The following is a 25,615-nucleotide window of genomic DNA, read 5'->3' on the forward strand; positions in this document are numbered from 1 at the left end:
AGACAATGGCGTCCATACTTGGAAAGTTTGTTAACAGGATAGAATTCGAATCCTATGAGGATTTCAAGGAAAATTTTAAGATAATCGTGCCAGAAAATTTCAACTTTGCCTATGACGTGGTTGACTGGTACGCTAGGAAGCATCCAGAGAAAGAGGCGCTTGTATGGTGTAACGACAATGGAGATGAACGCATAATAAACTTCAAAGAAATGAAGGAATACTCAGATAAAGCAGCCAACTTCTTCAAAGAATGCGGGATAAAAAAAGGCGACAGAGTAATGCTAACCCTAAAAGGAAGATACGACTTCTGGTTCGCCCTACTAGGCCTCCATAGGATAGGGGCTATCGCAATCCCCGCAACCCACATGCTAAAAGAAAAAGATATAATATATCGTATAAAAAAAGCAGATATAAAAATGGTGGTTTGCATCGCCGAAGACGGCGTCCCAGACTGCTTCGACAGAGCCCACAAAGAAATGGGCAACAGGCCACTCCTAAAAGTTATTGTAGGCGAAGAAGACAGGCCAGGATGGATCAATTTCAGAAAAAAACTTGAGGAGATGCCAAAGACCTTCAAAAAACCAGAAGATTACCCTTCAGACGAGGACATATTATTAGTATATTTCTCATCAGGGACAACTGGAATGCCAAAGATGATAAAACACGACCATACATATCCACTCGCACACATAGTCACCGCCAAATATTGGCAGAACGTCCGCGAGGACGGCCTACATTATACAGTGGCTGATACAGGATGGGCCAAATCAGTATGGGGTGGGATCTATGGCCAGTGGATCTCTGGAAGCGCAGTATTCGCCTACGACTATGACCGATTCAACCCCGTGAACATGCTGAAAAAACTAGAAAATTATAATATAACGACCTTTTGCGCACCCCCCACAGTATACAGGTTCCTAATAAAAGAAGATATTTCAAAATATGACCTCTCAAGCATAGAATATGCCGTGACCGCAGGAGAACCACTAAACCCAGAAGTATTCCATAAATTCTATGAACAGACCGGCCTGAAACTCATGGAAGGCTATGGACAAACAGAATCTGTCGTGTCAATCGCTAACTTCCCATGGATGGAACCCAAACCAGGATCAATGGGCAAACCAGTACCATTATATGAGATAGAACTACTTGACAATAATGGAAACCCGGTAGATGTGGGAGAAGAAGGAGAGATCGTCATAGACACATCAAAGGGCAAACCACTAGGACTCTTCGGCGGCTATTACCGAGACGAAGAAAAAACACGAGAAGTATGGTACAACAACAAGTATCATACAGGTGACACAGCATGGCTGGACGAAGACGGATACTTCTGGTTCGTCGGCAGAACCGATGACATGATAAAAAGTTCAGGGTACCGTATAGGCCCATTCGAAGTCGAAAGCGCGGTCATATCCCACCCAGCCGTCCTAGAATGTGCAGTTACAGGCTACCCAGACCCAATCAGGGGACAAGTAGTAAAAGCTACAATAGTACTCACCAAAGGATATGAACCATCAGAAGAACTCAAAAAAGAAATACAAGACCATGTGAAGAGGGTTACAGCCCCCTATAAATATCCTCGTGTAATAGAATTCGTTGACGAATTACCCAAGACCATCAGCGGCAAAATAAGGAGAGTTGAGATAAGAGAAAGGGACATGAAGAAAGTAGGGGAACAATAATGGAACCATATCCAGTAATTAATCCACTGGAATGCAAAGGGTGTGAAAGATGCATACTCGCCTGTAAAGGCAAAGTACTCTTTATGAGTGATAAGATTAATGAGAGAGGATACCATTATGTAGAATACAAGGGCAGCGGATGTAAAGGTTGTGGAAACTGCTACTACACTTGTCCAGAGCCCCACGCCATCGAAGTTCACATCCCACTCAAAATAAGGAGGAGGCGAGATGGCAACACAGATGGTTAAAGGGAACACAGCAGTGATCATAGGAGCGATGTATGCTGGATGCGACTGCTACTTCGGATACCCTATAACACCAGCCAGCGAAATACTCCACGAAGCCGCTAAGTACTTCCCAATGGTCGGCAGGAAATTTGTGCAAGCAGAATCGGAAGAAGCAGCCATAAACATGGTATACGGGGCTGCTGCGGCAGGACATCGTGTAATGACAGCATCATCAGGGCCTGGCATAAGCTTGAAACAAGAGGGAATATCATTCCTTGCAGGCGCGGAGCTCCCAGCAGTCATAGTCGACGTGATGAGAGCCGGCCCAGGCCTCGGGAACATAGGCCCAGAACAAGCCGATTACACCCAACTAGTCAAGGGAGGCGGGCATGGAAATTATAAGAATATTGTTTTAGCCCCCAATAGCGTCCAGGAAATGTGCGATCTTACAATGGAAGCATTTGAACTCGCAGACAAGTACAGGACCCCAGTTATTGTGCTAGCAGATGCCGTTCTTGGACAGATGGCAGAACCTTTAAAATTCCCAGAGAAGGCCATAGAACATAAACCCGACACCAGCTGGGCGGTCTGCGGCAACAAGGAGACGATGAAAAACCTTGTAACATCCATTTTCCTCGATTTTGACGAGCTCGAGGAATTCAACTTCTACTTACAGGAGAAATACAAGCGCATAAAAGAAAAAGAGGCTAAATACGAATCATACATGTTAGATGATGCTAATATCATCCTAGTAGCCTATGGTATAAGTAGTAGGATATCAAGAACAGCCATTGACATCACCCGAAAAGAGGGTATAAAAGTCGGCCTATTCCGTCCAATAACAGTTTCCCCATTCCCAGAAAACGAACTAGCCAAGTTAAGTGAGGATGACACAAAGTTCATATCAGTAGAAATGAGCAACGGCCAAATGTTAGAGGATATAAGACTAGCTACAGGATGCCAAGACATCGAACTAGTCAATAGGATGGGTGGAAACCTAATCCAACTAGGAGAGGTTGTTAAAAAGATCAAGGAGGCAGCCCATGACAGCTGAAAGAATCATCAAAAAACCAAAGTGTATCCCTGACCTATTCGAGAGAAAAGGTGGAAGCGCACCCACAGCAACACACTATTGTCCAGGATGTGGACATGGTATACTGCACAAGCTCATAGGAGAAGCCATAGACGAACTTAATATACAAGAAAGAACCGTCCTCATAAGCCCCGTGGGATGCGCAGTATTCGCATACTACTATTTTGACTGTGGTAATGTACAAGTAGCCCATGGAAGAGCACCAGCCGTGGGCACAGGAATATCACGTGCAGAAGATGACGCCATCCTAATACTCTACCAGGGGGACGGGGACCTCGCATCAATAGGATTAAACGAGACAATACAAGCCGCTAACAGGGGAGAGAAAATGGCAGTATTTTTCGTTAACAACACAGTATATGGGATGACAGGAGGTCAAATGGCCCCAACAACCCTAGTGGGCGAACCCACAATAACATGTCCAGGAGGTAGAGACCCAAAATTTGCAGGCTACCCCTTACATATATGCGAATTACTCAACAACCTAGAAGCGCCAGTATTTATTGAAAGGGTTTCCTTGGCTGATATAAAGCATATTAGGAGGGCTAAGAAGGCTGTTAAAAGAGCCCTTGAGATACAACGTGATGGTAAAGGTTATGCCTTCGTGGAAGTCTTGTCCCCATGCCCAACAAATCTGCGTCAGGATGCTGAAGGCGCCCAGAGATTCATAAACGAGAAAATGGAGAAGGAATTCCCTGTTAAAAATTTCAGGGACAAGGCCGATGAGGTCAAACCCCTCAAACGCGACAATAGCGATTTTTCCAAGGAAAGCCTTGACAGGATATTCCAAGTAGAGGAGTCGCTCCCAGAACCCAAGGACGACCCGGAATTCGAAGAAATTAAAGTGAAGATAGCCGGATTCGGGGGCCAGGGGGTGCTCAGCATGGGCTTAGCCCTTGCACAAGCGGCTTGCACAGAATCCAGGCACGTGTCATGGTATCCGGCCTATGGACCAGAGCAAAGGGGCGGAACCTCAAGCTGTGCAGTTGTAATATCAGGTAGTGTGATAGGCTCACCAGTAGTGGATGAACCAGACATATTGATCGCATTCAACCAACCTTCACTCGAAGAATTCGCCCACACTGTGCCAGATGATGGACACATCCTATATGACTCCACAACCATAAAATACGAGGGCAAAGGTAATGTCATAGGGGTCCCAGCCTTTAAAATCGCGAAGAGTGAAGGGGTGGAAAGGGCTGCTAACACGGTCATGTTAGGAGTTCTCATGGAATTAGGCCTCACAAAACTCTCCAGAGAATCATTTGAAGACGCTCTAAGGTTCATATTCAGTGGAAAAGAGAAGATCATAAACATAAACCTAAAACTACTAGATATAGGGGCTAGATGGGCCCGAAAAAACATGAAAGGGAGCTTATAAAAATGGCCTATAGGGGACTTGCAAAAAAAGTACTCGAAAAAGAATCTATTAAAATCGGTGACAGAATCCGGGTAGAAAGGGATGATATAAGCTATGAGGGGATGCTACTCGACAGGCCAGAGGATGCTGATGACAAACACCTAGTACTAAAATTAGATAATGGTTACAATATTGGCGTGGAGATAGAAGAGGCCACTATAGAATTACTAGAGGAGGGTTCAAGGCCAAAGATAAAGTTTCCACCAGTTGATGTTGAGAGAAACCCACAACTCCCAGATATTTCCATAATATCAACGGGTGGTACTGTAGCATCTATCATAGATTATCAAACAGGTGCTGTTCACCCGGCATTCACAGCAGATGACTTATTAAGGGCAAACCCAGAACTCCTAGACATTGCAAATATACGCGGAAAGGCAATATTTAACATTCTAAGTGAGAATATGCTCCCAGAATATTGGGTTGAAGCCGCACATGCCATAGCCAAGGAGATAGAAGATGGGGCTTGGGGTGTGGTGGTGGCCCATGGGACAGATACCATGCATTATACTGCGGCAGCGCTAAGTTTCATCCTAAAGACGCCCGTACCAGTGATACTCACGGGGGCGCAGCGAAGTTCTGACAGACCATCCTCTGACGCGCACCTCAACCTTATAAGTTCAGTTGTAGCCGCAAAATCCGACATAGCAGAGGTTATGGTTTGTATGCACGCCAGTATAGATGATAAAAGCTGCCATTTACACCGGGGGACAAAAGTGAGGAAAATGCACACTTCAAGAAGGGACACTTTCAAAAGCATAAACACCACACCCATAGCAGAAATCAAAGACAACAAAATCAGAATCCTAAGAAAAGACTATAAAAAGAGGGGCCTAGAAGAACTCCGAGTCAGAGATAAGATAGAACCAAGAGTAGCCCTCATAAAAACCTACCCTGGTATAAACCCAGAAATAATAGAATACTACATTGACAAAAACTATAAGGGAATCGTCATAGAAGGCACAGGCCTCGGACACTGCCCCGAGAATCTTATACCAGCTATTGAACGTGCGAATGAAATGGAAATCATAGTTGCAATGGCCTCACAATGCATTAATGGCAGAGTTAACATGAACGTTTATAGTACTGGGAGAAGACTCCTCAGGGCTGGTGTGATACCAGTAGCTGATATGCTACCCGAGACAGCCTATGTAAAACTTGTATGGGCCCTTGGCCAAAGCAACGACCCAGAAACCGTGAAAAGGTTAATGCTCAAGAATATCGCTGGTGAAATCGAGGACAGATCCTCACTCAGACACTTCCAAGGGTGAAAGGGTATGGACTGGGATAAAATCGGGTTAAAAACGGGCTTGGAGATACATCAACAACTTGACAGCAAGGGGAAATTATTCTGTCCCTGTAATTGTGAATTGACAGATGAAGAACCAGAATATAATATAGTGAGGAGATTGAGGCCCACACAAAGCGAACTAGGCAAAATAGACCGAGCAGCATTCGAAGAGGCTAAAAGGAAGCTCAAATTCTATTATCAAGCCTATTCTGATCATACTTGTCTCGTGGAAGCTGATGAGGAACCACCCCATCCAATAAATAGCGAAGCCTTAGAGATTGCAGTGACAATAGCATTACTCCTTAATATGAAGGTGGTTGACGAATTCCACACAATGAGAAAACAGGTAATAGATGGGAGCAACACCGGTGGATTCCAACGGACAGGCCTCGTAGCCACAGAAGGCTATGTTGAAACACCCCATGGCAGAGTCAAGATAGAAAACCTATGCCTTGAAGAGGATGCTGCAAGAAGAATAGAAGAAAGAGAAGATGGGATAGTCTTCCGCTTGGACAGGCTTGGCATACCACTCGTCGAGATAACAACAGACCCATCAATCAAGGACCCCATCCAATTAAAGGACGTGGCTTACCAGATAGGACAAATACTCCGCAGCACCAAGGTCAAAAGGGGTATAGGGACCATAAGACAAGACCTTAATATATCAATAAAAGATGGTGCAAGGGTCGAAGTCAAGGGAGTCCAAGACCTCAACAAAATACCTGAGATCGTTAAAAGAGAAGTTCAAAGACAATTAAAACTATTAGAGATACGTGAAAGACTCAAAAAGAGAAAAGCAAAGGTCGAAGATAAAATATACGATGTAAAAGAGATTTTTAATGACACTAAATCAAAGATAATAAAAAGTGCTGAAAGCGTCCTCGCGATAAAACTAGAAGGCTTCGCAGGACTCATAGGCGTGGAACTTCAACCAAACAGGAGACTGGGGACAGAATTGGCAGACTATGCCAAGAAAAGGGGCGTGACGGGCATATTCCACACAGATGAACTCCCAGCTTATGGTATAAGCAGAAAAGAAGTTGAAAACTTAATCCAACACATGCAAGCAAGCGAAAATGATGCTATAATAATCATAGCAGATGAAAAAAGTAAAGCGGAGGCAGCCCTAGGAGAAGTTATATCAAGGGCCAGGATGGCCCTAGAAGGCGTTCCAGAAGAAACAAGGAAGGCACTAGAAGATGGTAACACTTCATATCTAAGACCATTACCCACGGCCAGTAGGATGTACGTGGAAACAGACATTCCCCCATTCAAAATCGGCTCAAACATGATCAAAAGATTAAAGAAAGAGCTCCCAGAGCTTCCATCAGAGAAGAAAGAGAGGATAAAAAGAGAATATGATCTGAGTGAAGATTTGGCATCCCAGTTAGTTAGAAAAGGTCTTGCGGAGGACTTTGAAAAACTCGCCAAGTTAAATGTTGAAAACACCCTCATAGCATCATTACTCGCCTACACCCTACAAGAACTCAAAAGAGAAAGCCACAATATAGAAAATTTAAAACTCAAAGACATTATAGGAGCTTTGAGACTACTAGAGGATGGTAAAATTTCAAAGGACGCCCTAAGGGACATCATAGCATATATGGCAGATAAGAAAGTTGAACCGCTTAAGGCAGCCAAAGAACTAGACCTCCTACTCCTAACCAGGGAAGAAGTAGAGAGGATAATCCAGGGGATCATGGAAGAAAAGGAAGAACTGATAAAAGAGAGGCAAATGGCGGCAATGGGCCCATTAATGGGAGAAGCCATGAAAAAGTTAAGGGGAAAAGCCGACGGCCAACTTGTAAATCAAATACTCAAAGAAAAGATAAAGAAAAAACTTACCTCCCTAGAGTGAGGTTCTCCAGTATTTCCTCTAATTTATCCCCTATATATTCTCTCCTGTATTTTTCTGATTGTTTGAAGCCCTCCCTTCTGAGTCTATTGTAGAGTCTTCTATCTCCCAGTAATGTTCTAATTTTCTCTGCTAAGTCTTTCCAATTTTTTGGTTCGAAAAACAAGCCTCCCCGGCCTGCGCTAGCCTCCAATAATGGTGGTATCCTCGAGGCCACGAATGGTGTGCCACATTTCATGGCTTCCACTAGGACTATGCCAAATCCTTCCACTGTACTGGGCAGGCAGAATATGTGAGACGATGCCACGACTTTTAGAACGTCTTCATGTTTCTCTATGAAACCATGAAATCTTACATGCTCTTCTAGGCCGAGTTTCCTTGCAAGCTTCTTCAAACGGTTTTCTAATGGTCCTGTTCCGATGATCTCGCATCTAAGATGTGGGAATTCTTCTATGAGCAGACTTGTTGCTTTTATAAGGTCTTCTATTCTCTTGTATTCTACTAGTCTGGCCACGCATGTTATGGTGGGATCTGGGCATTTTTTATGCTCCGGTACTTTGAAGTCTACCATATTGTGGATTACTGATATTTTCTCTTGTGGGAAATATTTAGCTAGTTTATCCTTTGTATACTCTGAGACGGCTATTATATGGTTAAAGTTCCTTGAGAGGTTGTATCTTTCAAGTATCTCACCTAGTATGCCTGTGATGCCCATATTCTTGATCCATTCTCCGATCCAAACGTCATGATAACGCGCGACTGAGACCGTTGATGTTTTTTTCCCTATTTTCCATGCTATTGGGTGTGTTATGAAATTGTAGCCTATCACCACATCTAGGTCATATTTTATGCCCTTTTTGTAGGCGTCTTTCATAAATAATAAACGTTTAAGTAATGAGCCCTTCTGTACATAGGGGCGTGGGGGGCCGCATCCTATAACTTTCATATCATTTATGTGATAGTCTCCATGGGATTGTCTTGAAGTTAGGACTGTTATCTCATGTTTTTTTGATAATTGGTGGGCTTCGTTGAATGCGCATGCCTCTGCCCCACCTCTAATGTCAAATTCTAGAGTTTTTGGGAAATATTCTGTTATTATCCCTATTTTCATTCTTCATCCTCTTCTCTGAGCGCTAATTCTCTGACTAATCTTGTTAGCTCCATTTCAATGTTTTCTATCATGATATATATTCTGAAGAGTAGATAGTAGGCTCCTATTATGGCCAATATAAGGATTAGATCTAATCCTCGGCCAATCCCCATAATGTTGGCGAAATATGATGTTGTATATGGGCTGATTGAGATTATGATCAAGGAAAGCCACGCAAGTAACCAGATAACGAAGACTGTGGGGGACGTTTTACCTTCTTTAAACCTTTTCAGGGATATTATTATCCCTATCAGGCCCGTTATCACTCCTATAAGCTGGTATAGCAATCTCGTGCACCTGTTATAATTTTTTTAGTATGTTGATTATCATTTTGATTAATATTTTAATGCCAATGGCAAGGTTTGTGCCCTTTGATATGGTCTGGGGTGTATATATGGTTTTTATGGGCACGCCCATTAACCTTAATCCACTCTTTTTGATTTCACTTATTATCTCAGATGATACACCATAACCCCTATCTTTTACATTTATCCTCATGGCCGCATTATAGGTGAATGCCCTTAATCCAGATTGTGAATCTGGAAACCAGACCCCATAGAATATCAAGGTGATAAGGTTCATGATGAGGTTTCCAATTTTCCTTGAAAGCGGCATTTCATTGAAATTTCTTTGACCGATAACAACATCTACCTTATTCTCGGTTAATGGCTTGCAAACATTTTCTATATCATCTGGGTCATGTTGTCCATCAGCATCAAACGTGACAATATAGGATGGCCTTCTGAAAAGGGCCGCCTCCATGCCAGTTTTAAGGGCCGCTCCAAGCCCCCTGTTTATTATATGCCTATAAACGCGGACTCTATCATCATCCTTGAATTTTTGGAGAAGTTCGGATGTTGAATCGGTTGAACCATCATCTACAACGATAACACTATAACCTCTATCCTTTAGTTCGCTTAGAACTTGGAGTATTGTGTTTTCCTCGTTGTATGCGGGTACAATAACTGTAATGTCCTTTGGATTCATCTTTTTTACCATTACCACACCCTTAGATGAGGCTCCAATAATTAATCATGACGAGCTTGGGGGTATCCCATATTAGAGTGGACCAACGTCTGGTTTGCCTTCTCTCATCCCCATACCAGCTTCTCTGGTCAGTTTTTCTGGTTTGAATAACATTTTTATAACATTCTGAGCATGTTCGCGGGCGCGGTTTTCTGCGAGTATTTTAAGATCCTTTGGGTTGGACTCCTCATCCTCGTGGACGAATACCTCAATTATGTGAGTGTTTGTCATGAGCTGAGCTTGTATGAGTCCTGTTGAAGCTTCATGGGCGCATACTTTGTCTTTTTCATCCGGGCCTGGCATTCCGAAGGCCATCACAATCTCGCAGCCTTCTTCTTCGATCAATTTTTTACATGCTACTGGGAGGTCCTTGACACCCGGCACCGTCCTCCTTATAATCTTCAACTCGGGGGCGTGCATTTTTAGTTCATTAATGGCCGCGCTTGCCATATCATATCTTGCAAAGGTAGTGTCACATATCCCTATGCGTTTCATCTTTTATCACCCTGGATGAGATGGTGCCTTTATTATCCGCCACTTGTCTAGTAATCTTTTTCTGGCTTCCCCGATAGTTAAAGGGTAGGGTTTATTAAAGGGGAGTCTGTCCTCTTTTTCGAGTATTTCCATGAGGTGGGCTATCCTCGGAAGTCTTAGGTTAGCTCCCCTTATGGTTTTAACATCCTTGAATACTTCCCTGGGTGTGCCCTCTTTGATTATCTCCCCATTACTTATGATGTATATTTTATCAGCATATAATGGTGCCATGTCAACATCATGTGTTGCTATGATTATGGTCATCCCCTCCTTGTTGAGCTTGTATAGTAATCTCATTATATGTGATGCCCCTCTTGGGTCGAGACCAGAGGTGGGCTCGTCTAATACCATTATCTGAGGGTTCATTGCTAGTATACCTGCTATTGCAACCCTCTTTTTCTCCCCACCACTCAAGTGGTGTGGTGGTTTATCCTCGAATCCTAGCATTCCAACTTTTCTAAGGGAATCTTTCACTCTCCTTTCAATCTCATCTAATCCTAGGCCAAGGTTAAATGGGCCGAATGCCACATCCTCTTTCACTGTTGGAGCGAATAGTTGATCGTCAGGGTTCTGGAATACTATGCCCACTTTTTGTCTTACCTTCATAAGTCCTTCTTTAGTATAATGGATGGGTTCGCCCTCCACTCTTATTTGCCCTTTTTTGGGTTTGAGTACCCCATTAAAGTGTAAGAATAGGGTTGATTTGCCGGCGCCATTGGGGCCTAGGAGGGCTACCATCTGTCCTTTTTCCACGTTAAAGTTGACATTTTTAAGGGCTCTTGTCCCATCAGGGTACTCATATGTAACATTGACAGCTTCTAGTATCATGGTCCTCAACACCAAATTGTATAATAGTATTATTGTCTAAAAAAAGCTTATATAATTTTTATAGTTCTTGTGAAGTATACTCCAATGATTAGTGTTATCTCAAAGGCTATTACTAGTATTATCCATTTGTTGTCTGTTTCATGGATTTTCATGGTTGGGATTTCTCCATTATAGCATCTTGTCTCCATTGCCTGGTATACCCTTTCTCCTTGCAACCAGGATCTTATAAATAGGTTGCTTGCAAGCAAACCCAGGGATTTTATAGAACTTCTGATACTATTATAGCCCAGTCTTGTCTCTTGTGCATTGTACATGGTGGATGCTTCCTCGAGGAAAATGAATATCATCCGATACATTAAGAGGGCTATCTCAATTATGATCCTGGGCATCTTTATCTTCTCTAATTGCTTGAATATCTCGTTAACGGGTGTTGTAAGTGAAAGAAAGGCCAAGCAGGTGAAACCACCAATTATCCTTGAGAATGCTAGGAATCCTGTGTGAAGGCCATCCAAGTACACCCTAAACCAGTAAAATCCTACAGATGATGGTTTAACCCCAAAGAATAATGCCATTAATACTAATGTTAAAAATCCGAAGGTGAAAGGTACGCTAATAAACTTTAGATAATAGCGTGATGGGATCCCAGCAATTAATACAATTATAAAGGACATTACCACGGCTACTATAATTGGTATTATCGGTGAAGGTGAAAGTAGAGAGAATAACATTGTGAGGATACCCCATGATAGTTTCACCATGGGGGGTATCCTGTTAAGCTTATTATGGTGGGCGTAGAAGTCTGTTGAAATGTTCATTTTCCCCATCTCTAGGATGTTTTCTGTTGGCCTTTATAATAGCCGAAGACGTATCCGATGATGAGGGCTCCTATGGCCGCTTGCACTGCAAAAAATAGACTTTCTATTTCACCACTTGGGGGTTCCCATAGGGGTTCGAACCATGGCTTGTAACCGGTTTCCTCTATAAGTTGACTTGCCTTATCATCCGCGCCTCCGAAGTAGCCCTGTTCTTCCCCCAAGCCATTGTAGATTAGGAGTGGTATAATGCAGATAAATGCGACAACTATTAGCATCACAATATGCCTTTTCTCCATTTTAATCACCTTGTGCTTGTTGGTTTTCTGATTAGTAGGTTTAGTTTTTCTGTGATGTCTGGTTTCAATTTTAGGATGTTTTCGAACACCACTATTGTGAGTAATCCCTCAGCTACTCCGAGGGGTACTTGTGTGTATGCGAATATTAACATGAACTTTGAGGCTGCTGCTATTAGATTGGGTGTTGGGAATGCTAAGGCCAACTGGAATGATGTTGTTACATAGGTCATGATATCTCCTAGGAATGCTGCAAGGAAAACTGCAATTGAAATTGGCAGGTTTAATTTTATGGATCCTTTGTATGTCAGCCATGCGAATATTGGACCTATTATACCCATTGAGAATGTGTTGGCTCCGAGTGTTGTTAATCCCCCATGGGCTAGTAGGAGGGCTTGGAAGATGAGTACTATGGCTGCCATTACAGTGGTTATCCATGGCCCGAATAGTATTGCCCCTAGTCCGTTTCCTGTGGGGTGTGAGCAGCTTCCCGTGACTGATGGCATTTTGAGGGAGGATAGTATGAATATGAATGCTCCGCTCACGGCTAATAGTGGTTTTGATTCTGGGAGTTCATCTGCAACTTTCATTATCCTTATTATACCGTATATGATAACTGGTAGGGAGATGGCATACCAGAGGATGCACCATTGCCATGGTAGAAAACCTTCCATGATATGCAAGGATATCACCATCATTTATTTTTTTTAAAGTAAACTTGAATAAAGTTTGGATTGGGCATCCTATAAATACTTTTCTATAGAAGGAAGATAAGCCCCCTAATGAGCATACAAAAAAAAGGGTTTAAGTGTGGGGATACTAACTTGGTTGTATTGGCATCTGCAAAGTGCCTATACTCACACCACCAAGACCAACCCCACATCTCATCTCCAACTTGTTCTTTGAAGACTTGTAGGACCTTGTTTCCATTTCAAGATAACTCGTCGTGTTTCTTACAACATTGAAGCCATTTGGTTTAAATGTGACACCTCCATTGTCAACATTTGCTATTATCCTAAAGGGAATCGATGGACCCATTGGAGCTACTGTTACACCACCTATGGTAACATTCGCAACTATGGAACCATTACCCCTAAATTCCGGGTTTAACAATGCTATATAGAATCCTCCAGTGTTCACTTTCATCGACACATTCTTCAATGTTGCCTTATCGATTAACAGAGCCCCGCCACCAGCATATTGAATTGTCGAATTTATATTATCAATCTTTGAATTGTTTCCAAGCACTATTGCAACTCCGCCAACCTTGCTCCGAGTAGTTACATTGTATGTATACTTATTTGACAACAGAATATCCACAGAACCCTTATCTGCCTTCATATCAATGTTGAGGGTGTCTCCTTTAACTGTATAATTGACTGTAGGCTTCGCATCCTCATGGTTTCTCTCTGTTTCAATAGTATAAATGGAATCTGTGTCATTCCTGAACTTCACAGTCACTCCTGATGCATTAGATTCAACATTTATATTAACATATTTTATGCCTGATACCTGGCTCTCATTTAAAGTGAAAGTATCCTTGATAACTTTTTCCTTCGCCGGCCCGAAAATTGGCGCCGCCGTTGCTGTTAAAAAAGCCACTACTAATACTATGATGATTATACTACTGAAAAATTTCTCAGCATTCACTAGAACACCCCCACAAGCATCATTAACCCCACTATTACAAGGGCAGGTATCCCAAGAACTGACAGGAATGATCTTCCAAAACCGATCCTATGTTCGATGTTTACAGCTGTTGATCCGATTACAATAGCCCAAATATACATTATGACAAAGAGCATGGTTGATGTGAAAATCGTCCCAGCTAATATCAGCGCCATTAAAGCGAATATCCCGAGGATGAATGGCGCCGCTGAAAATCCCATGAGCTTAATAGTACCTGTAAGACTTCCCTTTCCCTTAAAAACGAAAACTGCGACAATATGCGAAATAATAGCCCATAGTATAAGCTTTAACAATGCTATTACTGTGACTATCACGGCAAAGACTATTGGGAAAATTATCCACACTCCAGTTAAAGCTGATGCCACTCCACCTAACATAAAACCAAGGAACGCACAGAGGAAAATATAAAGATACAAGCCCTGGTTTTCCAAACCTTTATCCTTCACAACCTTAAACGTCTCCTCTGGGGAGACCAGAACCCTCAAAAGGTCCCTAGAGAAATTCATCACGGTTTTAACCAAAAGGCCACCTCCATCTTATAAATAACCCTAGACTCTAACAAAGGGTGACTGCCAAATAACACACCCTCAAGGAAAAAATATGATTAAAGTTATATATAATGTGTTCCTATTGAACATGCTCCTCATTTTATATATTCTCCAAGATTTCTCAATAAATTCCCCCCATCTTCAAACGGTTGCCTATTTTTTTGCTCTTAGAATATGAGAATTTATCGAACAACAAACATCAAAAAATCAAGACTTATCGAACAGAAAAAATACCCCCAATCCTTGATATGGTCAACATCCGCAAAAATTAAAGAACCGGATATCACAGGCTACTTTCCATCCAAAGAATATCAGCTCATAAAAAAATCCTCACAGACGCTTCACCAAGCTAAAAATAAACTTGTGGAGAGAGAAAATAGGGGAACTTCTGATAATGGTAGAAGCTACGATTTCTGCAACACATTATTGAATAGTGTGAATCCTAGGGAAGCTATAGCGGTTCTAGAAAAGAATATAAGATCATGAAGAGACCGGGCTTCAAAAAAATCTCAAAAGATAAGGGGAAGATATCAACAAATGCATTGGACATGGTTGACTACTAGCCAAATCCCAGCCCATATTAAAGCATATAACAACATTATCATTGTCGGATCATCCCAAGGGGTCGTAGGATGGAACCTGAAAGCGTGACCGTATTATCTGGCATATGATAAAAATTCAAGAAGCTCTTAAAATCTATGGACTAGAAAAGGTAAATGAATTGCATCATCGAACTAAAAAACCCCCACAAACTTGTTGTTAGTTTTCTAAATCTGAAGGTGTCAAATAAAGGCGCCTCGGAGGACGAAAGACTAAATCATTTAAGGGGAATTGGAACCTCGCAATTCAAGGAAACTTACAAGATAAGTTCGGGTCATATACAATAATGTTTGAGAATTCCAAAATTGACAAAGGCAGCCCCCCCACACAGCTCCACGATATTAAGTATAAGAAATTGCATTTCCAAGCGGCGAAGGCACCATAAAATATATGATGGTATGGGGGGGCCTCCCCCAGGGAGACTACGAGTCAAAGTCTGGATTGGGGATGCAACTTATCTAAGAATTTCACAGAACAATGGGTGGCAAGAGGTGTTAAAATTCGCCTAGGACATCCGAGGAATCCATGACACGCCAATACCTTGAGGACATTTTTGTAATGACTTTTCTAATCTCATCCTTCTCCAACGCTATGAACTTCAAATCATCCACTACTTTCTGGAAATCCTTCCATCTGATATTAAGCCACCTTGAATACTCGTAGAATAGTTCCTTTTCAACTATGACCATTTTACCCAATTTGATTTTATGCTTTGGCAATTCTTTTCTAAGTCGCCATCTTGCATCCTTGTATGGTTGGACTTCGAGGATGGCTTCCTCCATTTTCTTATCCTCAAAGATCATTTTAAGAAGAATCTCCAGGATTAAGTTTATCCTATCTGGGACTCCTACAGTATCCCCTCTTAGTGATATTCTCCTCCTCTTGACTTTTATCCCGTTTTCTTGAAGTTTTTCACCCATCCTTGGGGTTGCGCCTTTCTTATTGCCTGTTTTATCAACTATACCCCCTATTATGAACGCCTTTGAAATGAAATCTTCTGGTTTTATATCCTTCTCTGCCCATGGGTCTAGGAGTATTGCTTCTCTCATCCCATTTTCAGCCAAAAACTTATGTGTGGGGCCTTTGAAGCTTGTTATCCTCTGGAGTGGGAAGTGCATGGAAGATTCTGCTCTCTTGTTAAGCCATGTGAGAACCAGCCTTTCACCCCATAGATAATCTCTTATAAGCCCATACGATTGGTTTAATTGTAAGGCGAGTTTTCTTTTCTCTTTATCTGTGTGTTCATCCCAATACATTAAGTCTATTATAAAATAAGGGTGTTCATATTTTGAAAGTTCTCTTTTGATTTCTTCTCTCCCTATCAAAGTATCATCATGGCCACTGGGAGAATAAACGAAGCGACTGGATCCTACAAGCTCGCCATCCAAACTCCAAGCCGGTTTCACAGGCTCATCCAATCTTATTATAGCACCTTTCCCATCCAAGATTGAAATAGCCATCTCCTGGAATGGATCATCTCCTCTCATCCTATGAAGGCCCCCAATCTTATCTATACCCTCACTTTCCAATAATTCCTTGAATATTAGACCAAGACTCTTCATTAGTAGGACACCCCCCACTAATGAATAGTCTCAAAAATGCACACGAATTTTTTTTGGGGATGAATCTTCGTCAACTCTTGATTCCCCCTAAGATAAAATATGATGTGTCACCATATTACCCTTTATGATGGTGGAAAATAATATAATTTTGGCGATGGATCTAACAGACCCAACAAAGGCTCTTAGGGTAACAGCTCAAGTAATAGATTATATAGACACGGTTAAGATAGGCTATCCCCTTGTACTCTCTGCTGGGATGGGATGCATCCAAGAATTCAAAGAGGAATTACAATGCAAGATAATAGCAGATTTTAAAGTTGCTGATATACCCGAGACAAATGAGAAAATCTGTAATATAACATTTGAGTATGGTGCAGATGCCATCATAGTACATGGTTTCCCAGGCCCTGATAGTATAAAAGCATGCATGGACGCGGCCAATAAGAAAGGAAAGGAAATATTTCTACTCGCTGACATGTCACATCCAGGATCAGAAAAGTTCATGGGCAAAGTCTCAGAAGAAATAGCAAAACTCGGAGTACAATTGGGAGTGGGAAATTATGTTGCCCCAGCCACAAAACTTGAAAGTCTTATGAGGATAAGGCGCATAGTAGGTGATGATGCATTCATCATATCACCTGGTGTGGGATTCCAGGGTGGTGAAATCATTAAGACGCTGAAATTTGCAGATGCCTTAATAATCGGGAGGACAATTTATCTTTCAAAGAATCCGAGAAAGACTATGGAGGAACTTATAGAGATTCTAGAAGATGCACATCAAACCGGCCTGTGAACTCATAAGATAATTCAAATAACAAGAAGAATATGAGAGAATACCATCTTATCCCATGTATCCACGATATAAAGTATGGGATTATCGCAAGGGCTAAAAGTCCCATTTTAAGGATTAAACGAAACTCAAATACCATGGAAAGATAACCTCTACCCTTCAACTGGTCATGTCCAATCTCGTCCAAGAAAGCCCCCAAGGCACACGCAATCAAAGTCACCGGTTCAAGGGCTGGTAGCCCCCACAAAAGGGCTACTAGGAGGAACATAGCCCCCGCAAGAAAATGGTTTAAATTGTCTATTTTACCAGCCAATAACGCGCCTATAAGTATCCCAAAAAATATATATGGAGCGTCAGAGCTTATAATGACAAGTAATCCGACAGAGGCGCCGCAGAGGATCCCTGCGATAGCCCCAGGTATCCTAGCTGTGGTTTCATCGGCAAAATCGTCAGCAAGCTTCATAAGAAAACCAGAAGAAAAATATAAGAGCGGTTCTATCATATGAACACTTATTCAGTTCTGTATGTCGTGTGGGGGGGTTAGAGCGCGCCTGCTAATATCAGTGGGAACAATATTGTGGCATCCCCTATAACAGTCACTAGTTTAGAATCTGTTCGGGCTTTTGACCATGTTCTCGCCTCCTCTAATGGTGCTCCGCTAAGGCTCCCTGCCTCGCTCCTGTCCATGATTATCTGGATGGCCGCGTCAACTCCCCCTCTAAGTATGGTTGATGCTAGAGTATAATGTTTTGGCACCCCACCACCTAGTATTATGGCGCCTATCCTCTCGGATTCAAATACTAGATTTGATAGGTGGTGCATATCAGCTACCGCATCAAGGCATAATTGGTTTTCCTGGGTGAACATCCAAAGTTGAAGTCCTATCATACTATCGATTATCCCAGGGGCATAAACCGGTATGTTATTATCAGTAGCATTCTTTATTATAGAATTTTCATCTTGGATATGTTTTCCCATCTCATGGATAAATTCCCTTATGGAAAAAATATGCCCAGTGGAAGTGATAGATTCTAGAATCTTTAATATCTTCTCTTCGAAGACTTCAAAGTCTTCTGTTTTTGTGTAAATGTCCTTGATATGACCTACTTTCGTCTCACAGGGTTGGAAGTTGTGGTAGTGTCCGCCGCCGAACGCTTCTAATAAGTCATGGGTTAGGTTAGCCCCACTTGTGATAAGGGCTTGGATTTTACCCTCTTTTAGAAGGTCTGATATGATCCTTCGCATGCCACCCGCTACGAGGGGCCCTGCCATGCTAAAGAAAATGTTCATTTCATCATCTTGGAACATCTCAGATAATAGTCTGGTGGCCTTGTATACTCTCCCGGCTCCGAGAACCCCAGCCCGACCCATCTCATCTATTAATTCCTTGACTTTCATTCCACTTTCTATTGTCATGTGTTGGACTTTCATCTTCACTTTCCTACCTGTTTTTGAGTCCTGAAATCGCATCTAGTATGTCTGTGCGTGTCACGATCCCTATGGGCCTCTTTTCAGAATCTACCAAGATTAGGCGGCCTATGTTGTGTTTGTTCATTATCTCTATCGCATCTGATATCATCACGGTCTTGTCAACTGTCACTATGCTGGTTGACATGATCTCAGCGACCTTACATTGCTCTTTGCCTTCTGCTATTGCCCTGTTTATGTCACTGAGTGTTAGCATACCCACTATCTTGTCGTCTTCCGTTACCGGGGCTCCTTCAATGTTTTTCTCTGAGAGTATCTTCGCCACCTCTTTAAGGCTCATTTCTGGTTCTATTGTTACAAGGTCTTGGGTTGCTACTTCCATTACTGTCTTTTGAGGTATGCTCCTGATACCTGTTGTGTCTAGTAAGACCATGTTATCCATATCATCTCTCCCCACTATAATACCATCTACCACGAGTTTGTTTACTGGCGTTGGCCCCACTCTTATCCTGTCTCCTAAATTGAGGTTTTTTATGCTGCCGACTACTTTTATGGCTGCTTCACATTCTCCCGGGTGTGGTATGCTCGTGAATTCTATTTTTGAAACTGAAAGATCTTCGAGTTTTTCCCCGTTTTTGTAAATGGGGACTTGGGCCTTCATTTCTACAGGTGATATCTCTAGGTATTGGAATGCTTTTATTGTTGGCTTGTACCCGCCCCTGGGCCCTGGAACCCCCTTCACGAGACCTAGGCTCCTTAGTGATTGCATCTGGTTCCTTATAGTCCCTGGGTTTCTGTTCATTAATGCTGCTATTTCTTCGCCTTTGATGGATTTTCCATCGGATTTTTTGTAAAGGTTGATGAGTGTTTGTAGTATTTCTTTCTGGACGGCTGTTAGCATCTATAACACCTAAAATCATATTTGCTATGAATAATAATTATAATTGTTGTTAATATAATTTTGCTCCCCATCCTAGTTTTGAAGATCCCTCCAACATATCATAAACCTTTGGTGAATTACACTATGGTGGGGCTTTTCTGTTCCATGTGAGGGGGCGTTTATTCCCTATTGATCACCTCGTCGGGGGGCTCACAGTCCACAATTTTATGGGGGCTACTCTCCACCCTCCCAAGCCACAAGAGCACCTAAAGAAGCCCAAAGTGTCTCATAGAACATTCAAAAGTTATTGCCCTTTGACAAAAACAAATAAATAATGGGACTATTCATAGGATTCCAATAAGCTTTATGAGAAAATTTCAGGGAGTAGAAGGGGATGGTATCATTATGTTTACTTGCAGTTAGGGCTTTTATAAAAAATGATAAAGGTGAAATCCTCATAATAAAAAGATCTGCTACTTGTAAGACCAATCCCTTAAAGTGGGAGTTGCCAGGTGGTAAAGTAAACCTTGGAGAACCCATAGAAGAAGCCCTTAAAAGGGAAGTTAAAGAGGAGACAGGATTAGATATAAACCCTGATGGGATCCTTGGAGTTGCGGAACAAGAACTAACCATATTCAAGGCCATACATATTATAATCGAGTGTTCTGCCAATGGCAGGCTCAGGTTAAATGGTGAACATGAAGCTTATGCTTGGGTGAAACCAGAAGACCTCAGATACTACGAACTCACAGACTGGTTTTACAATTTCATCAAATCTAAAAATACTTTTAAGTAGCTTTTGGAAAATATTTTCTCTCCAACACCTTCTTGAAAGCTGGGATGGTTAAATATATCAAATTGCTCCACGCATACATATAAAAGGATAAACCCATAGCTATAATGGAACATATGGGTAAAACAAGACTACTATCCTTTATGAATCTGCTTGTCCTCCCATCAACCTCTGCCAGACCATTCCAGAGGGCATACTCCCAATTAACATAATATAGGATACCCGCCAATAATTGATTAGCCTGGAAGATTATATTAGCTGTGAAGTAACTGATACCATAAGTAGAGACCATCTCAGTGGAAAATGGTATCATAGCTATTAAAATTAAACAGAAAATGTTTATGGTTATCAATGTTGGGTTAGTGCGCTTGATGAAATTGAACTGCTGATGATTAACACGCCATAAACCACCCAATATCCAAAAGGAAAGAAAATAACATAACAACTGTGGCCACAGCACTCCTAGTTGCCGTTGGAAAGCAGTTTCGCTCAGAGAACTGGGAATATTCGGAATATCAAGGGTTAGAACAAGCAAAGTCATCGAAATGGCGAATATACCATCTACAAGCGTTTCAATACGTGAAGTTTTCATCCGCATACTAGACATGGATATAAGATCTCCACCATATAGACTATTAATATTTTCCCCCCACAAAAAAAGAAAGGTTAGATTTATAAAATTTCTCAGCTAAAATGATAGAACGGAGTTTGATAATCATGGAAAAGATCATACTAGGATTGCCAAAGGGCAGCCTGAACAATGTTAACAGGGGAAACACCTACCAAGTATTCGTTGATGCTGGATACGAGATCAAAGGCTATGAACCCGGGAGGGAAGAAAACGAGATCAGAATCCTGAACGATCCTGAAATAAAGGCTTATCTCACCAGGCCACAGAGCGCCCCGGTAGAATTAAACAGGGGCATGCTCGATATCGCGATAATAGGCGAAGATTGGGTGCGTGAAGAATCCAACAACAACAAGATAAAGAAGATAGGCGACCTCGAATATGGCCAGACGCGCCTAATAGTCGCAGTACCCAAAGAGGAGCCATACAATTCCCTTGAAGAATTTTTCCTGGCGAACAGCGACCGTGAAAAGCCCATACTATGTTTCACAGAATATCCCAACCTTGCAAGGGAATTTTTCATGGAAAACCCAGGCTACAAGAAAATATTCGGCGACAGCACCCCAATGGTCCAAATAAGGGGTCTTAGGGATGGTGACAATGAAATGGTCCAAATAATAAACTCAGATGGGGCCACCGAAGTATACATTGCAAAGGGCGCTGACCTTATAGTGGATAATACACAGACCGGCACCAGCCTCAGGAAGGCCGGTTTAAAAATCATCGACACTATAATGGAATCCAGTGCAGGATTATATGCTGGGCCAACCTGCAAAGGGGAAAAACTAGAGAAGGCCAAGATGATATATCAACAATTATTCGGGGCTATAAAAGCCCGAAATTACTTTGATGTTAAATTCAATATAAAGAATGAAAAACTAGAAGATGTCAAGGAATTCTTAATCTCCAAAAAGTATTGTTCACAGGAGCCGACAATAGTAAAAGGCATGAAATTCTCTCAGGTAAACGTTTTAATACCAAAGAATAAATTTCCAGAAATGCTAAGCGGTATTAAAGGCTTGGGAGCATCCTCGATCGTAAGAGAGAAGGTCAAACAATATGTGGAATAAACCGTATAAGCTAGAGAGTGTGGAAAAATGAAATTTGAAGATTTGTTCAAAGAATGTCCATGTTGTGGTTCCAAGGATAAGATAGTTAAAAGGAAGATAATAGACGAGCATAAGGCCTTTGCTACTCTTAGGGAGATAGTATGCGAAAAGTGCGGGTATGTATTCCAAAAATGATAGGGGGGGTTAGTTTTTGGCCTTTCATGTTATGATAATCCCTACCATGAACTGTCCATCAAATTGTAGTTATTGTTGGGGTGTTGAACGAGACTCCACCATAATGAGTATAGATATAATAAAAAAGATTGTTTCTTGGCTTAAGGGTTTCAGGATGGAGCCTGTAACCTTCACATTCCATGGGGGTGAACCCTTATTGGCAGGTTATGAATTCTATAAGGAGGCTTTATCCTTATTGAGCAGGGAATTGTCCATGTTAAATCCCGCATTCGCCATACAGACAAATCTTTGGTTGATGAATGATCGGTTGGCTGAACTTTTCGCTGAATACAATATACCCATCGGTTCCAGCTTGGATGGACCTGAGGAGATAAACGATTTTCAGAGGGGTGAAGGCTATTTTAAGAAGACGATGCGCGGATATGAGGTTGCCAGGAGACATGGTTTGAATGTGAGTTTTATCAGTACTTTCACTTCATATTCCATAAATTTCAAGGAGGAGGTTTTCAAGTTCTTCTTGGAGAATGGTTTGAACCTTAAATTGCACCCAGCTTTACCATCTCTTAAAAGTGAGGATCCTAGAAAATGGAGTATAAGTGCTAGGGAGTATGGTGAGCTTCTTGTTTATCTTCTTGATGAGTATTTGTCCCATTTTGGCGAGATTGAGATAAGGAATCTTGACCATTTCGCCAAGAGCATGTTTATGAGACGGGGTGTTGTATGCACTCTTGCAGATTGTGTGGGTAATACTTTTGCTGTGGATCCTCATGGGGATATATATCCATGTTATCGTTTTGTGGAGATGAAAGATTATGTTATGGGTAATGTTGATGATAAGCCGAGCATGGACGATCTTGAAAAGTCCGAGGCTTTGAGGAGGCTTAGAGGTTGGAGGAGGCTCGTGGATCGGGAGTGTTCATCTTGTGATTATTATCGTTTTTGTCTTGGTGGGTGTCCATATAATGCAATAAGTGTTGATGATGGTAGGATGGAACTTGATGGTGTGGATCATCAATGCGAAGCCTATAAGATGATATTTGATGAGATGAAAAGGAGGGTTAATCGGGATTTTGTGGTTCATGGGATTGAAGGTGGGGATGAGAGGGCTAGGATTATCGATTTAATGTTAAAAAAGCTTTAATTTTATGCTTTTTTTAGTTTGCTCCCATTACAGTAGTATATTTCTGCTGGTATGTTGAAGACTTCTAATTGTAATTTTATTGTCTCAGCTAAATGTGGGGTTGTCACTATCCAAAATCTGGTGCCGTTGTTGTTGAATCCGAACCTTCTCCACTTTCTCATGTTCTGTGAGAATCTGTTCGGATCCTTAGTGATTTCTATGATTATGTCTTTGAAGCTTTTAACAGCGTAAATGTTTGGTTTGAATCCTTGGATTTTGGGTGTGTGTTTGTATTTTACAGTGTAGCCTTCTCTTTTTAGGTGTTCGGTGATCGTTCTCATTATTTTGTCATGGTCTTTTTTCTTCATTTTTTTATCCCCACCCCACCATAACTTTTTGAACATTGTTTATAATCTTGGATCTTATAATATAAATACTTATAGGTTATCATGGATTTAATACACAAAAGATATATATAGGTTTCCCTCAATTGAAATTAATGGTGATAGCATGGACGTACTAGATGATGAAACCATAAAGATGAGATACATTGAATTAGTAAAAAAGGGCATAATAGAAGATGACGAATGCGCATCCTATACAAAGAATATAGACCTCAAACCTTGCATGAGAAAAAAAGTAGAAGAATTTAAAGATTTTTTCATACCAGGCACTGTTTTGATTAGTGAAAGAGCATCCTACCGTTTAAGAATAGGATACCCTATGGAATAGCTTATATGGTAACGAATCTTCCCGCTTTTGTAATAGAATATTTCTCAAGGAGATGGGACTGCTTCACAAGTCCCATCTCTATAAGATCGCTTAAATGCTTATAAACCATAGCCCTTGATACACCAACCTTTTTCGCGATTTCTATGGCGGTTAAATTTTGATCCTCTAAAACCTCCAAGATTTTGAGCTTTGAATCTGATATATCAAGTCTTGGGATTGGCAACCTAACCGATGTTTCCCTGAAACAGGTGAAAATGGCGTCAACACCCTCTTTAAATGCTGCGAACGATAAAAGACCCCCCAAATCATCACCATTATAGGCTACATAAACTTCTCCATGCTTTTTAGCCCCCTTTATAATCTCGGATATCTTAGCACATGCTTTGAGCGGGTCTTCAGTCTCTATTTTTATTAATCCTCCTTTAACAAACTTTTCAAGGGACAAATCATCAAATTTCTCGCTTTGAACCAATATTAGACCATCTATTTTGTTTCTCATTGTAACATCAAAGAGGCATCGACCCCTAAGGTTAGTGATCAAAGTCTTCATATAACCACCTTCCAATACTCTCATATATACCTATGTAAATCTCATATAAATATTGACACATCTAACCTAAAACTCTAATGGATGGGAAGGTTTAAATAAAGCCCATGAAAAACCAAATTATTAGACTTCCACAATAAACTCCAAGGGGATAACATGAAAACAGAACTGATAATCTCAGGAGATGACCTATCCACCCGAGAAATCAATAAAATGATAAAAGAAGGCCTAAAAGACAACACAAAAAAATTCATAATAGAAAACGACAAAAAACTCGACTCACTCGTCGTGGGCATCCGAGAAGAAGCAGAATTCATACTAAAAGGAGAATTCGGCGACTTCATAGGAGCCCTAAATGACGGAGCCAAGATAAAAATCATGGGAAACACCGGAAGATACCTAGGAGATAACATGACAGCAGGAGAAATAATAGTCGAAGGATCAGCCAAAGACGGAGTCGGGTTCGGAACATACAACGGCACAATAGTAATACACGGAGACGCCGGCAACGGCGTCGGACAATTAAACAAAGGAGGAACAATAATCATAGACGGGGACATAAAAGACCTTGCAGGACTATACATGCTAAGCGGGGACATAATAGTGACAGGAAACGCTGGAAAAGACACAGGCGACTGGATAATCGGGGGCAACATCTACGTCGCAGGAGACTTCGAAACAGGAACAAACGCCAAAATAAGCCAACTAGAAAAAGAAGACACACTAAAACTCTCAAAACTCTTCTATGAATATGGAATAGAAGCCGAAGTAGAAGAATTCAAAAAAATACAACGCAAAAAACTCCGCCCATTCTACGGCTAAAAAAAGGGTGATTTA

The 25,615-nt window shown here is 41.5% G+C and carries 30 protein-coding genes and 1 pseudogene; 14 read left to right on the forward strand and 17 right to left on the reverse strand.

The features are described 5' to 3' along the window. The first annotated feature begins 5 nt into the window (after positions 1 to 5). From ACZ5XX_RS08125 to gatE, 6 genes are read left to right on the forward strand one after another with little or no spacing between them, the layout of a single operon-like run. Complete coding sequence (locus ACZ5XX_RS08125) at positions 6 to 1,685, forward strand: AMP-binding protein (RefSeq protein ID WP_464584265.1); 1,680 nt, start codon at positions 6 to 8, stop codon at positions 1,683 to 1,685. Then, positions 1,682 to 1,933, forward strand: a complete 252-nt coding sequence (locus ACZ5XX_RS08130; RefSeq protein ID WP_464586336.1) for a 4Fe-4S dicluster domain-containing protein — start codon at positions 1,682 to 1,684, stop codon at positions 1,931 to 1,933. Before ACZ5XX_RS08125 ends, ACZ5XX_RS08130 begins: the two co-directional genes overlap by 4 nt. Further along, positions 1,914 to 2,966, forward strand: coding sequence for a 3-methyl-2-oxobutanoate dehydrogenase subunit VorB (gene vorB / locus ACZ5XX_RS08135; protein WP_464584267.1), 1,053 nt, complete (start codon positions 1,914 to 1,916; stop codon positions 2,964 to 2,966). Before ACZ5XX_RS08130 ends, vorB begins: the two co-directional genes overlap by 20 nt. After that, positions 2,956 to 4,386, forward strand: coding sequence for a 2-oxoacid:acceptor oxidoreductase family protein (locus tag ACZ5XX_RS08140; protein ID WP_464584270.1), 1,431 nt, complete (start codon positions 2,956 to 2,958; stop codon positions 4,384 to 4,386). Before vorB ends, ACZ5XX_RS08140 begins: the two co-directional genes overlap by 11 nt. A gap of 2 nt (positions 4,387 to 4,388) precedes the next feature. Then, positions 4,389 to 5,696 carry a Glu-tRNA(Gln) amidotransferase subunit GatD gene (gatD, locus tag ACZ5XX_RS08145; RefSeq protein ID WP_464586338.1) on the forward strand — a complete coding sequence of 436 codons (1,308 nt, stop codon included), beginning with the start codon at positions 4,389 to 4,391 and terminating at the stop codon, positions 5,694 to 5,696. A 6-nt stretch (positions 5,697 to 5,702) separates the two neighbouring features. Further along, entirely contained in the window at positions 5,703 to 7,574 is a 1,872-nt protein-coding gene (gatE, locus tag ACZ5XX_RS08150; protein WP_464584272.1) for a Glu-tRNA(Gln) amidotransferase subunit GatE, read from the forward strand. On the opposite strand, the gene ACZ5XX_RS08155 is transcribed toward gatE, so the two are convergent. From ACZ5XX_RS08155 to ACZ5XX_RS08200, 10 genes are all read right to left on the reverse strand, one after another. Continuing rightward, positions 7,558 to 8,682, reverse strand: a complete 1,125-nt coding sequence (locus ACZ5XX_RS08155) for a glycosyltransferase family 4 protein (protein WP_464584274.1) — start codon at positions 8,680 to 8,682, stop codon at positions 7,558 to 7,560. The two genes, gatE and ACZ5XX_RS08155, sit on opposite strands and share 17 nt — an antisense overlap. Beyond that, entirely contained in the window at positions 8,679 to 9,008 is a 330-nt protein-coding gene (locus tag ACZ5XX_RS08160; RefSeq protein ID WP_464584276.1) for a DUF2304 family protein, read from the reverse strand. The genes ACZ5XX_RS08155 and ACZ5XX_RS08160 overlap by 4 nt, the downstream gene beginning before the upstream one ends. Positions 9,009 to 9,021: 13 nt before the next feature. Next, positions 9,022 to 9,720, reverse strand: coding sequence for a glycosyltransferase family 2 protein (locus ACZ5XX_RS08165; RefSeq protein ID WP_464584278.1), 699 nt, complete (start codon positions 9,718 to 9,720; stop codon positions 9,022 to 9,024). A 60-nt stretch (positions 9,721 to 9,780) separates the two neighbouring features. Beyond that, positions 9,781 to 10,242, reverse strand: a complete 462-nt coding sequence (gene ribC, locus ACZ5XX_RS08170; protein WP_464584280.1) for a riboflavin synthase — start codon at positions 10,240 to 10,242, stop codon at positions 9,781 to 9,783. Positions 10,243 to 10,248: 6 nt separating this feature from the next. After that, a complete protein-coding gene (locus tag ACZ5XX_RS08175; protein ID WP_464586343.1) occupies positions 10,249 to 11,109 on the reverse strand; it encodes an ATP-binding cassette domain-containing protein in 861 nt (286 codons plus the stop codon). Positions 11,110 to 11,156: 47 nt separating this feature from the next. Then, on the reverse strand, positions 11,157 to 11,924 hold the full coding sequence (gene cbiQ / locus ACZ5XX_RS08180) for a cobalt ECF transporter T component CbiQ (protein ID WP_464584282.1): 768 nt from the start codon (positions 11,922 to 11,924) through the stop codon (positions 11,157 to 11,159). A gap of 11 nt (positions 11,925 to 11,935) precedes the next feature. Further along, positions 11,936 to 12,220 carry an energy-coupling factor ABC transporter substrate-binding protein gene (locus ACZ5XX_RS08185; protein ID WP_464584284.1) on the reverse strand — a complete coding sequence of 95 codons (285 nt, stop codon included), beginning with the start codon at positions 12,218 to 12,220 and terminating at the stop codon, positions 11,936 to 11,938. A 5-nt stretch (positions 12,221 to 12,225) separates the two neighbouring features. Continuing rightward, a complete protein-coding gene (gene cbiM, locus ACZ5XX_RS08190; RefSeq protein ID WP_464584286.1) occupies positions 12,226 to 12,900 on the reverse strand; it encodes a cobalt ECF transporter S component CbiM in 675 nt (224 codons plus the stop codon). Positions 12,901 to 13,036: 136 nt separating this feature from the next. After that, on the reverse strand, positions 13,037 to 13,867 hold the full coding sequence (locus ACZ5XX_RS08195; protein WP_464584289.1) for a hypothetical protein: 831 nt from the start codon (positions 13,865 to 13,867) through the stop codon (positions 13,037 to 13,039). After that, positions 13,867 to 14,412, reverse strand: a complete 546-nt coding sequence (locus tag ACZ5XX_RS08200) for a YIP1 family protein (RefSeq protein ID WP_464584291.1) — start codon at positions 14,410 to 14,412, stop codon at positions 13,867 to 13,869. Before ACZ5XX_RS08200 ends, ACZ5XX_RS08195 begins: the two co-directional genes overlap by 1 nt. A 216-nt stretch (positions 14,413 to 14,628) precedes the next feature. Between ACZ5XX_RS08200 and ACZ5XX_RS08205 the strand changes: the two genes are divergently transcribed. After that, positions 14,629 to 14,940 (forward strand): hypothetical protein, encoded by a 312-nt coding sequence (locus tag ACZ5XX_RS08205; RefSeq protein WP_464584294.1) that lies wholly within the window; start codon positions 14,629 to 14,631, stop codon positions 14,938 to 14,940. Positions 14,941 to 15,548: 608 nt separating this feature from the next. On the opposite strand, the gene ACZ5XX_RS08210 is transcribed toward ACZ5XX_RS08205, so the two are convergent. Next, a complete protein-coding gene (locus ACZ5XX_RS08210) occupies positions 15,549 to 16,616 on the reverse strand; it encodes a hypothetical protein (protein WP_464584297.1) in 1,068 nt (355 codons plus the stop codon). 124 nt (positions 16,617 to 16,740) lie between these two features. On the opposite strand from ACZ5XX_RS08210, the gene pyrF reads away from it, so the two are divergent. After that, positions 16,741 to 17,409, forward strand: coding sequence for an orotidine-5'-phosphate decarboxylase (gene pyrF, locus ACZ5XX_RS08215; protein WP_464584299.1), 669 nt, complete (start codon positions 16,741 to 16,743; stop codon positions 17,407 to 17,409). On the opposite strand, the gene ACZ5XX_RS08220 is transcribed toward pyrF, so the two are convergent. The 3 genes from ACZ5XX_RS08220 to ACZ5XX_RS08230 all read right to left on the reverse strand — a co-directional run bounded on the left by ACZ5XX_RS08220 (position 17,369) and on the right by ACZ5XX_RS08230 (position 19,735). Beyond that, positions 17,369 to 17,869: a hypothetical protein gene (locus tag ACZ5XX_RS08220; RefSeq protein WP_464584301.1), complete on the reverse strand. Its 501-nt coding sequence runs from the start codon at positions 17,867 to 17,869 to the stop codon at positions 17,369 to 17,371. The genes pyrF and ACZ5XX_RS08220 overlap by 41 nt on opposite strands. Before the next feature lie 77 nt (positions 17,870 to 17,946). Continuing rightward, entirely contained in the window at positions 17,947 to 18,876 is a 930-nt protein-coding gene (locus ACZ5XX_RS08225; RefSeq protein WP_464584303.1) for a deoxyhypusine synthase, read from the reverse strand. Beyond that, positions 18,848 to 19,735 (reverse strand): CBS domain-containing protein, encoded by an 888-nt coding sequence (locus ACZ5XX_RS08230; RefSeq protein WP_464584305.1) that lies wholly within the window; start codon positions 19,733 to 19,735, stop codon positions 18,848 to 18,850. Before ACZ5XX_RS08230 ends, ACZ5XX_RS08225 begins: the two co-directional genes overlap by 29 nt. Before the next feature lie 373 nt (positions 19,736 to 20,108). On the opposite strand from ACZ5XX_RS08230, the gene ACZ5XX_RS08235 reads away from it, so the two are divergent. After that, positions 20,109 to 20,510 (forward strand): NUDIX domain-containing protein, encoded by a 402-nt coding sequence (locus ACZ5XX_RS08235; RefSeq protein ID WP_464584307.1) that lies wholly within the window; start codon positions 20,109 to 20,111, stop codon positions 20,508 to 20,510. A gap of 361 nt (positions 20,511 to 20,871) precedes the next feature. Here ACZ5XX_RS08235 and ACZ5XX_RS08240 read toward each other — a convergent pair. Then, a pseudogene (locus ACZ5XX_RS08240) lies at positions 20,872 to 21,114 on the reverse strand (TMEM175 family protein); the annotation flags it as partial. A gap of 110 nt (positions 21,115 to 21,224) precedes the next feature. Between ACZ5XX_RS08240 and hisG the strand changes: the two are divergent. The 3 genes from hisG to ACZ5XX_RS08255 are packed head-to-tail and all read left to right on the forward strand — an operon-like array spanning position 21,225 to position 23,520. Then, complete coding sequence (gene hisG, locus ACZ5XX_RS08245; protein ID WP_464586345.1) at positions 21,225 to 22,205, forward strand: ATP phosphoribosyltransferase; 981 nt, start codon at positions 21,225 to 21,227, stop codon at positions 22,203 to 22,205. 27 nt (positions 22,206 to 22,232) lie between these two features. Further along, positions 22,233 to 22,379: a TIGR04165 family Cys-rich peptide gene (locus tag ACZ5XX_RS08250; protein ID WP_464584309.1), complete on the forward strand. Its 147-nt coding sequence runs from the start codon at positions 22,233 to 22,235 to the stop codon at positions 22,377 to 22,379. 16 nt (positions 22,380 to 22,395) lie between these two features. Continuing rightward, complete coding sequence (locus ACZ5XX_RS08255; RefSeq protein WP_464584311.1) at positions 22,396 to 23,520, forward strand: TIGR04083 family peptide-modifying radical SAM enzyme; 1,125 nt, start codon at positions 22,396 to 22,398, stop codon at positions 23,518 to 23,520. Positions 23,521 to 23,522: 2 nt separating this feature from the next. Here ACZ5XX_RS08255 and ACZ5XX_RS08260 read toward each other — a convergent pair whose 3' ends face one another. Next, positions 23,523 to 23,867 (reverse strand): hypothetical protein, encoded by a 345-nt coding sequence (locus tag ACZ5XX_RS08260; protein ID WP_464584313.1) that lies wholly within the window; start codon positions 23,865 to 23,867, stop codon positions 23,523 to 23,525. A 142-nt stretch (positions 23,868 to 24,009) separates the two neighbouring features. Between ACZ5XX_RS08260 and ACZ5XX_RS08265 the strand changes: the two genes are divergently transcribed. Next, the gene (locus tag ACZ5XX_RS08265) at positions 24,010 to 24,231 is read left to right on the forward strand and encodes a hypothetical protein (RefSeq protein ID WP_464584315.1); all 222 of its coding nucleotides are present in this window, start codon (positions 24,010 to 24,012) and stop codon (positions 24,229 to 24,231) included. 1 nt (position 24,232) lies between these two features. On the opposite strand, the gene ACZ5XX_RS08270 is transcribed toward ACZ5XX_RS08265, so the two are convergent. Further along, positions 24,233 to 24,781 (reverse strand): ArsR family transcriptional regulator, encoded by a 549-nt coding sequence (locus tag ACZ5XX_RS08270; protein WP_464584317.1) that lies wholly within the window; start codon positions 24,779 to 24,781, stop codon positions 24,233 to 24,235. A 153-nt stretch (positions 24,782 to 24,934) separates the two neighbouring features. On the opposite strand from ACZ5XX_RS08270, the gene ACZ5XX_RS08275 reads away from it, so the two are divergent. Next, positions 24,935 to 25,600, forward strand: coding sequence for a GltB/FmdC/FwdC-like GXGXG domain-containing protein (locus ACZ5XX_RS08275; protein ID WP_464584319.1), 666 nt, complete (start codon positions 24,935 to 24,937; stop codon positions 25,598 to 25,600). Positions 25,601 to 25,615: the final 15 nt, after the last annotated feature.

It is taken from the genome of Methanothermobacter crinale (assembly GCF_055397825.1).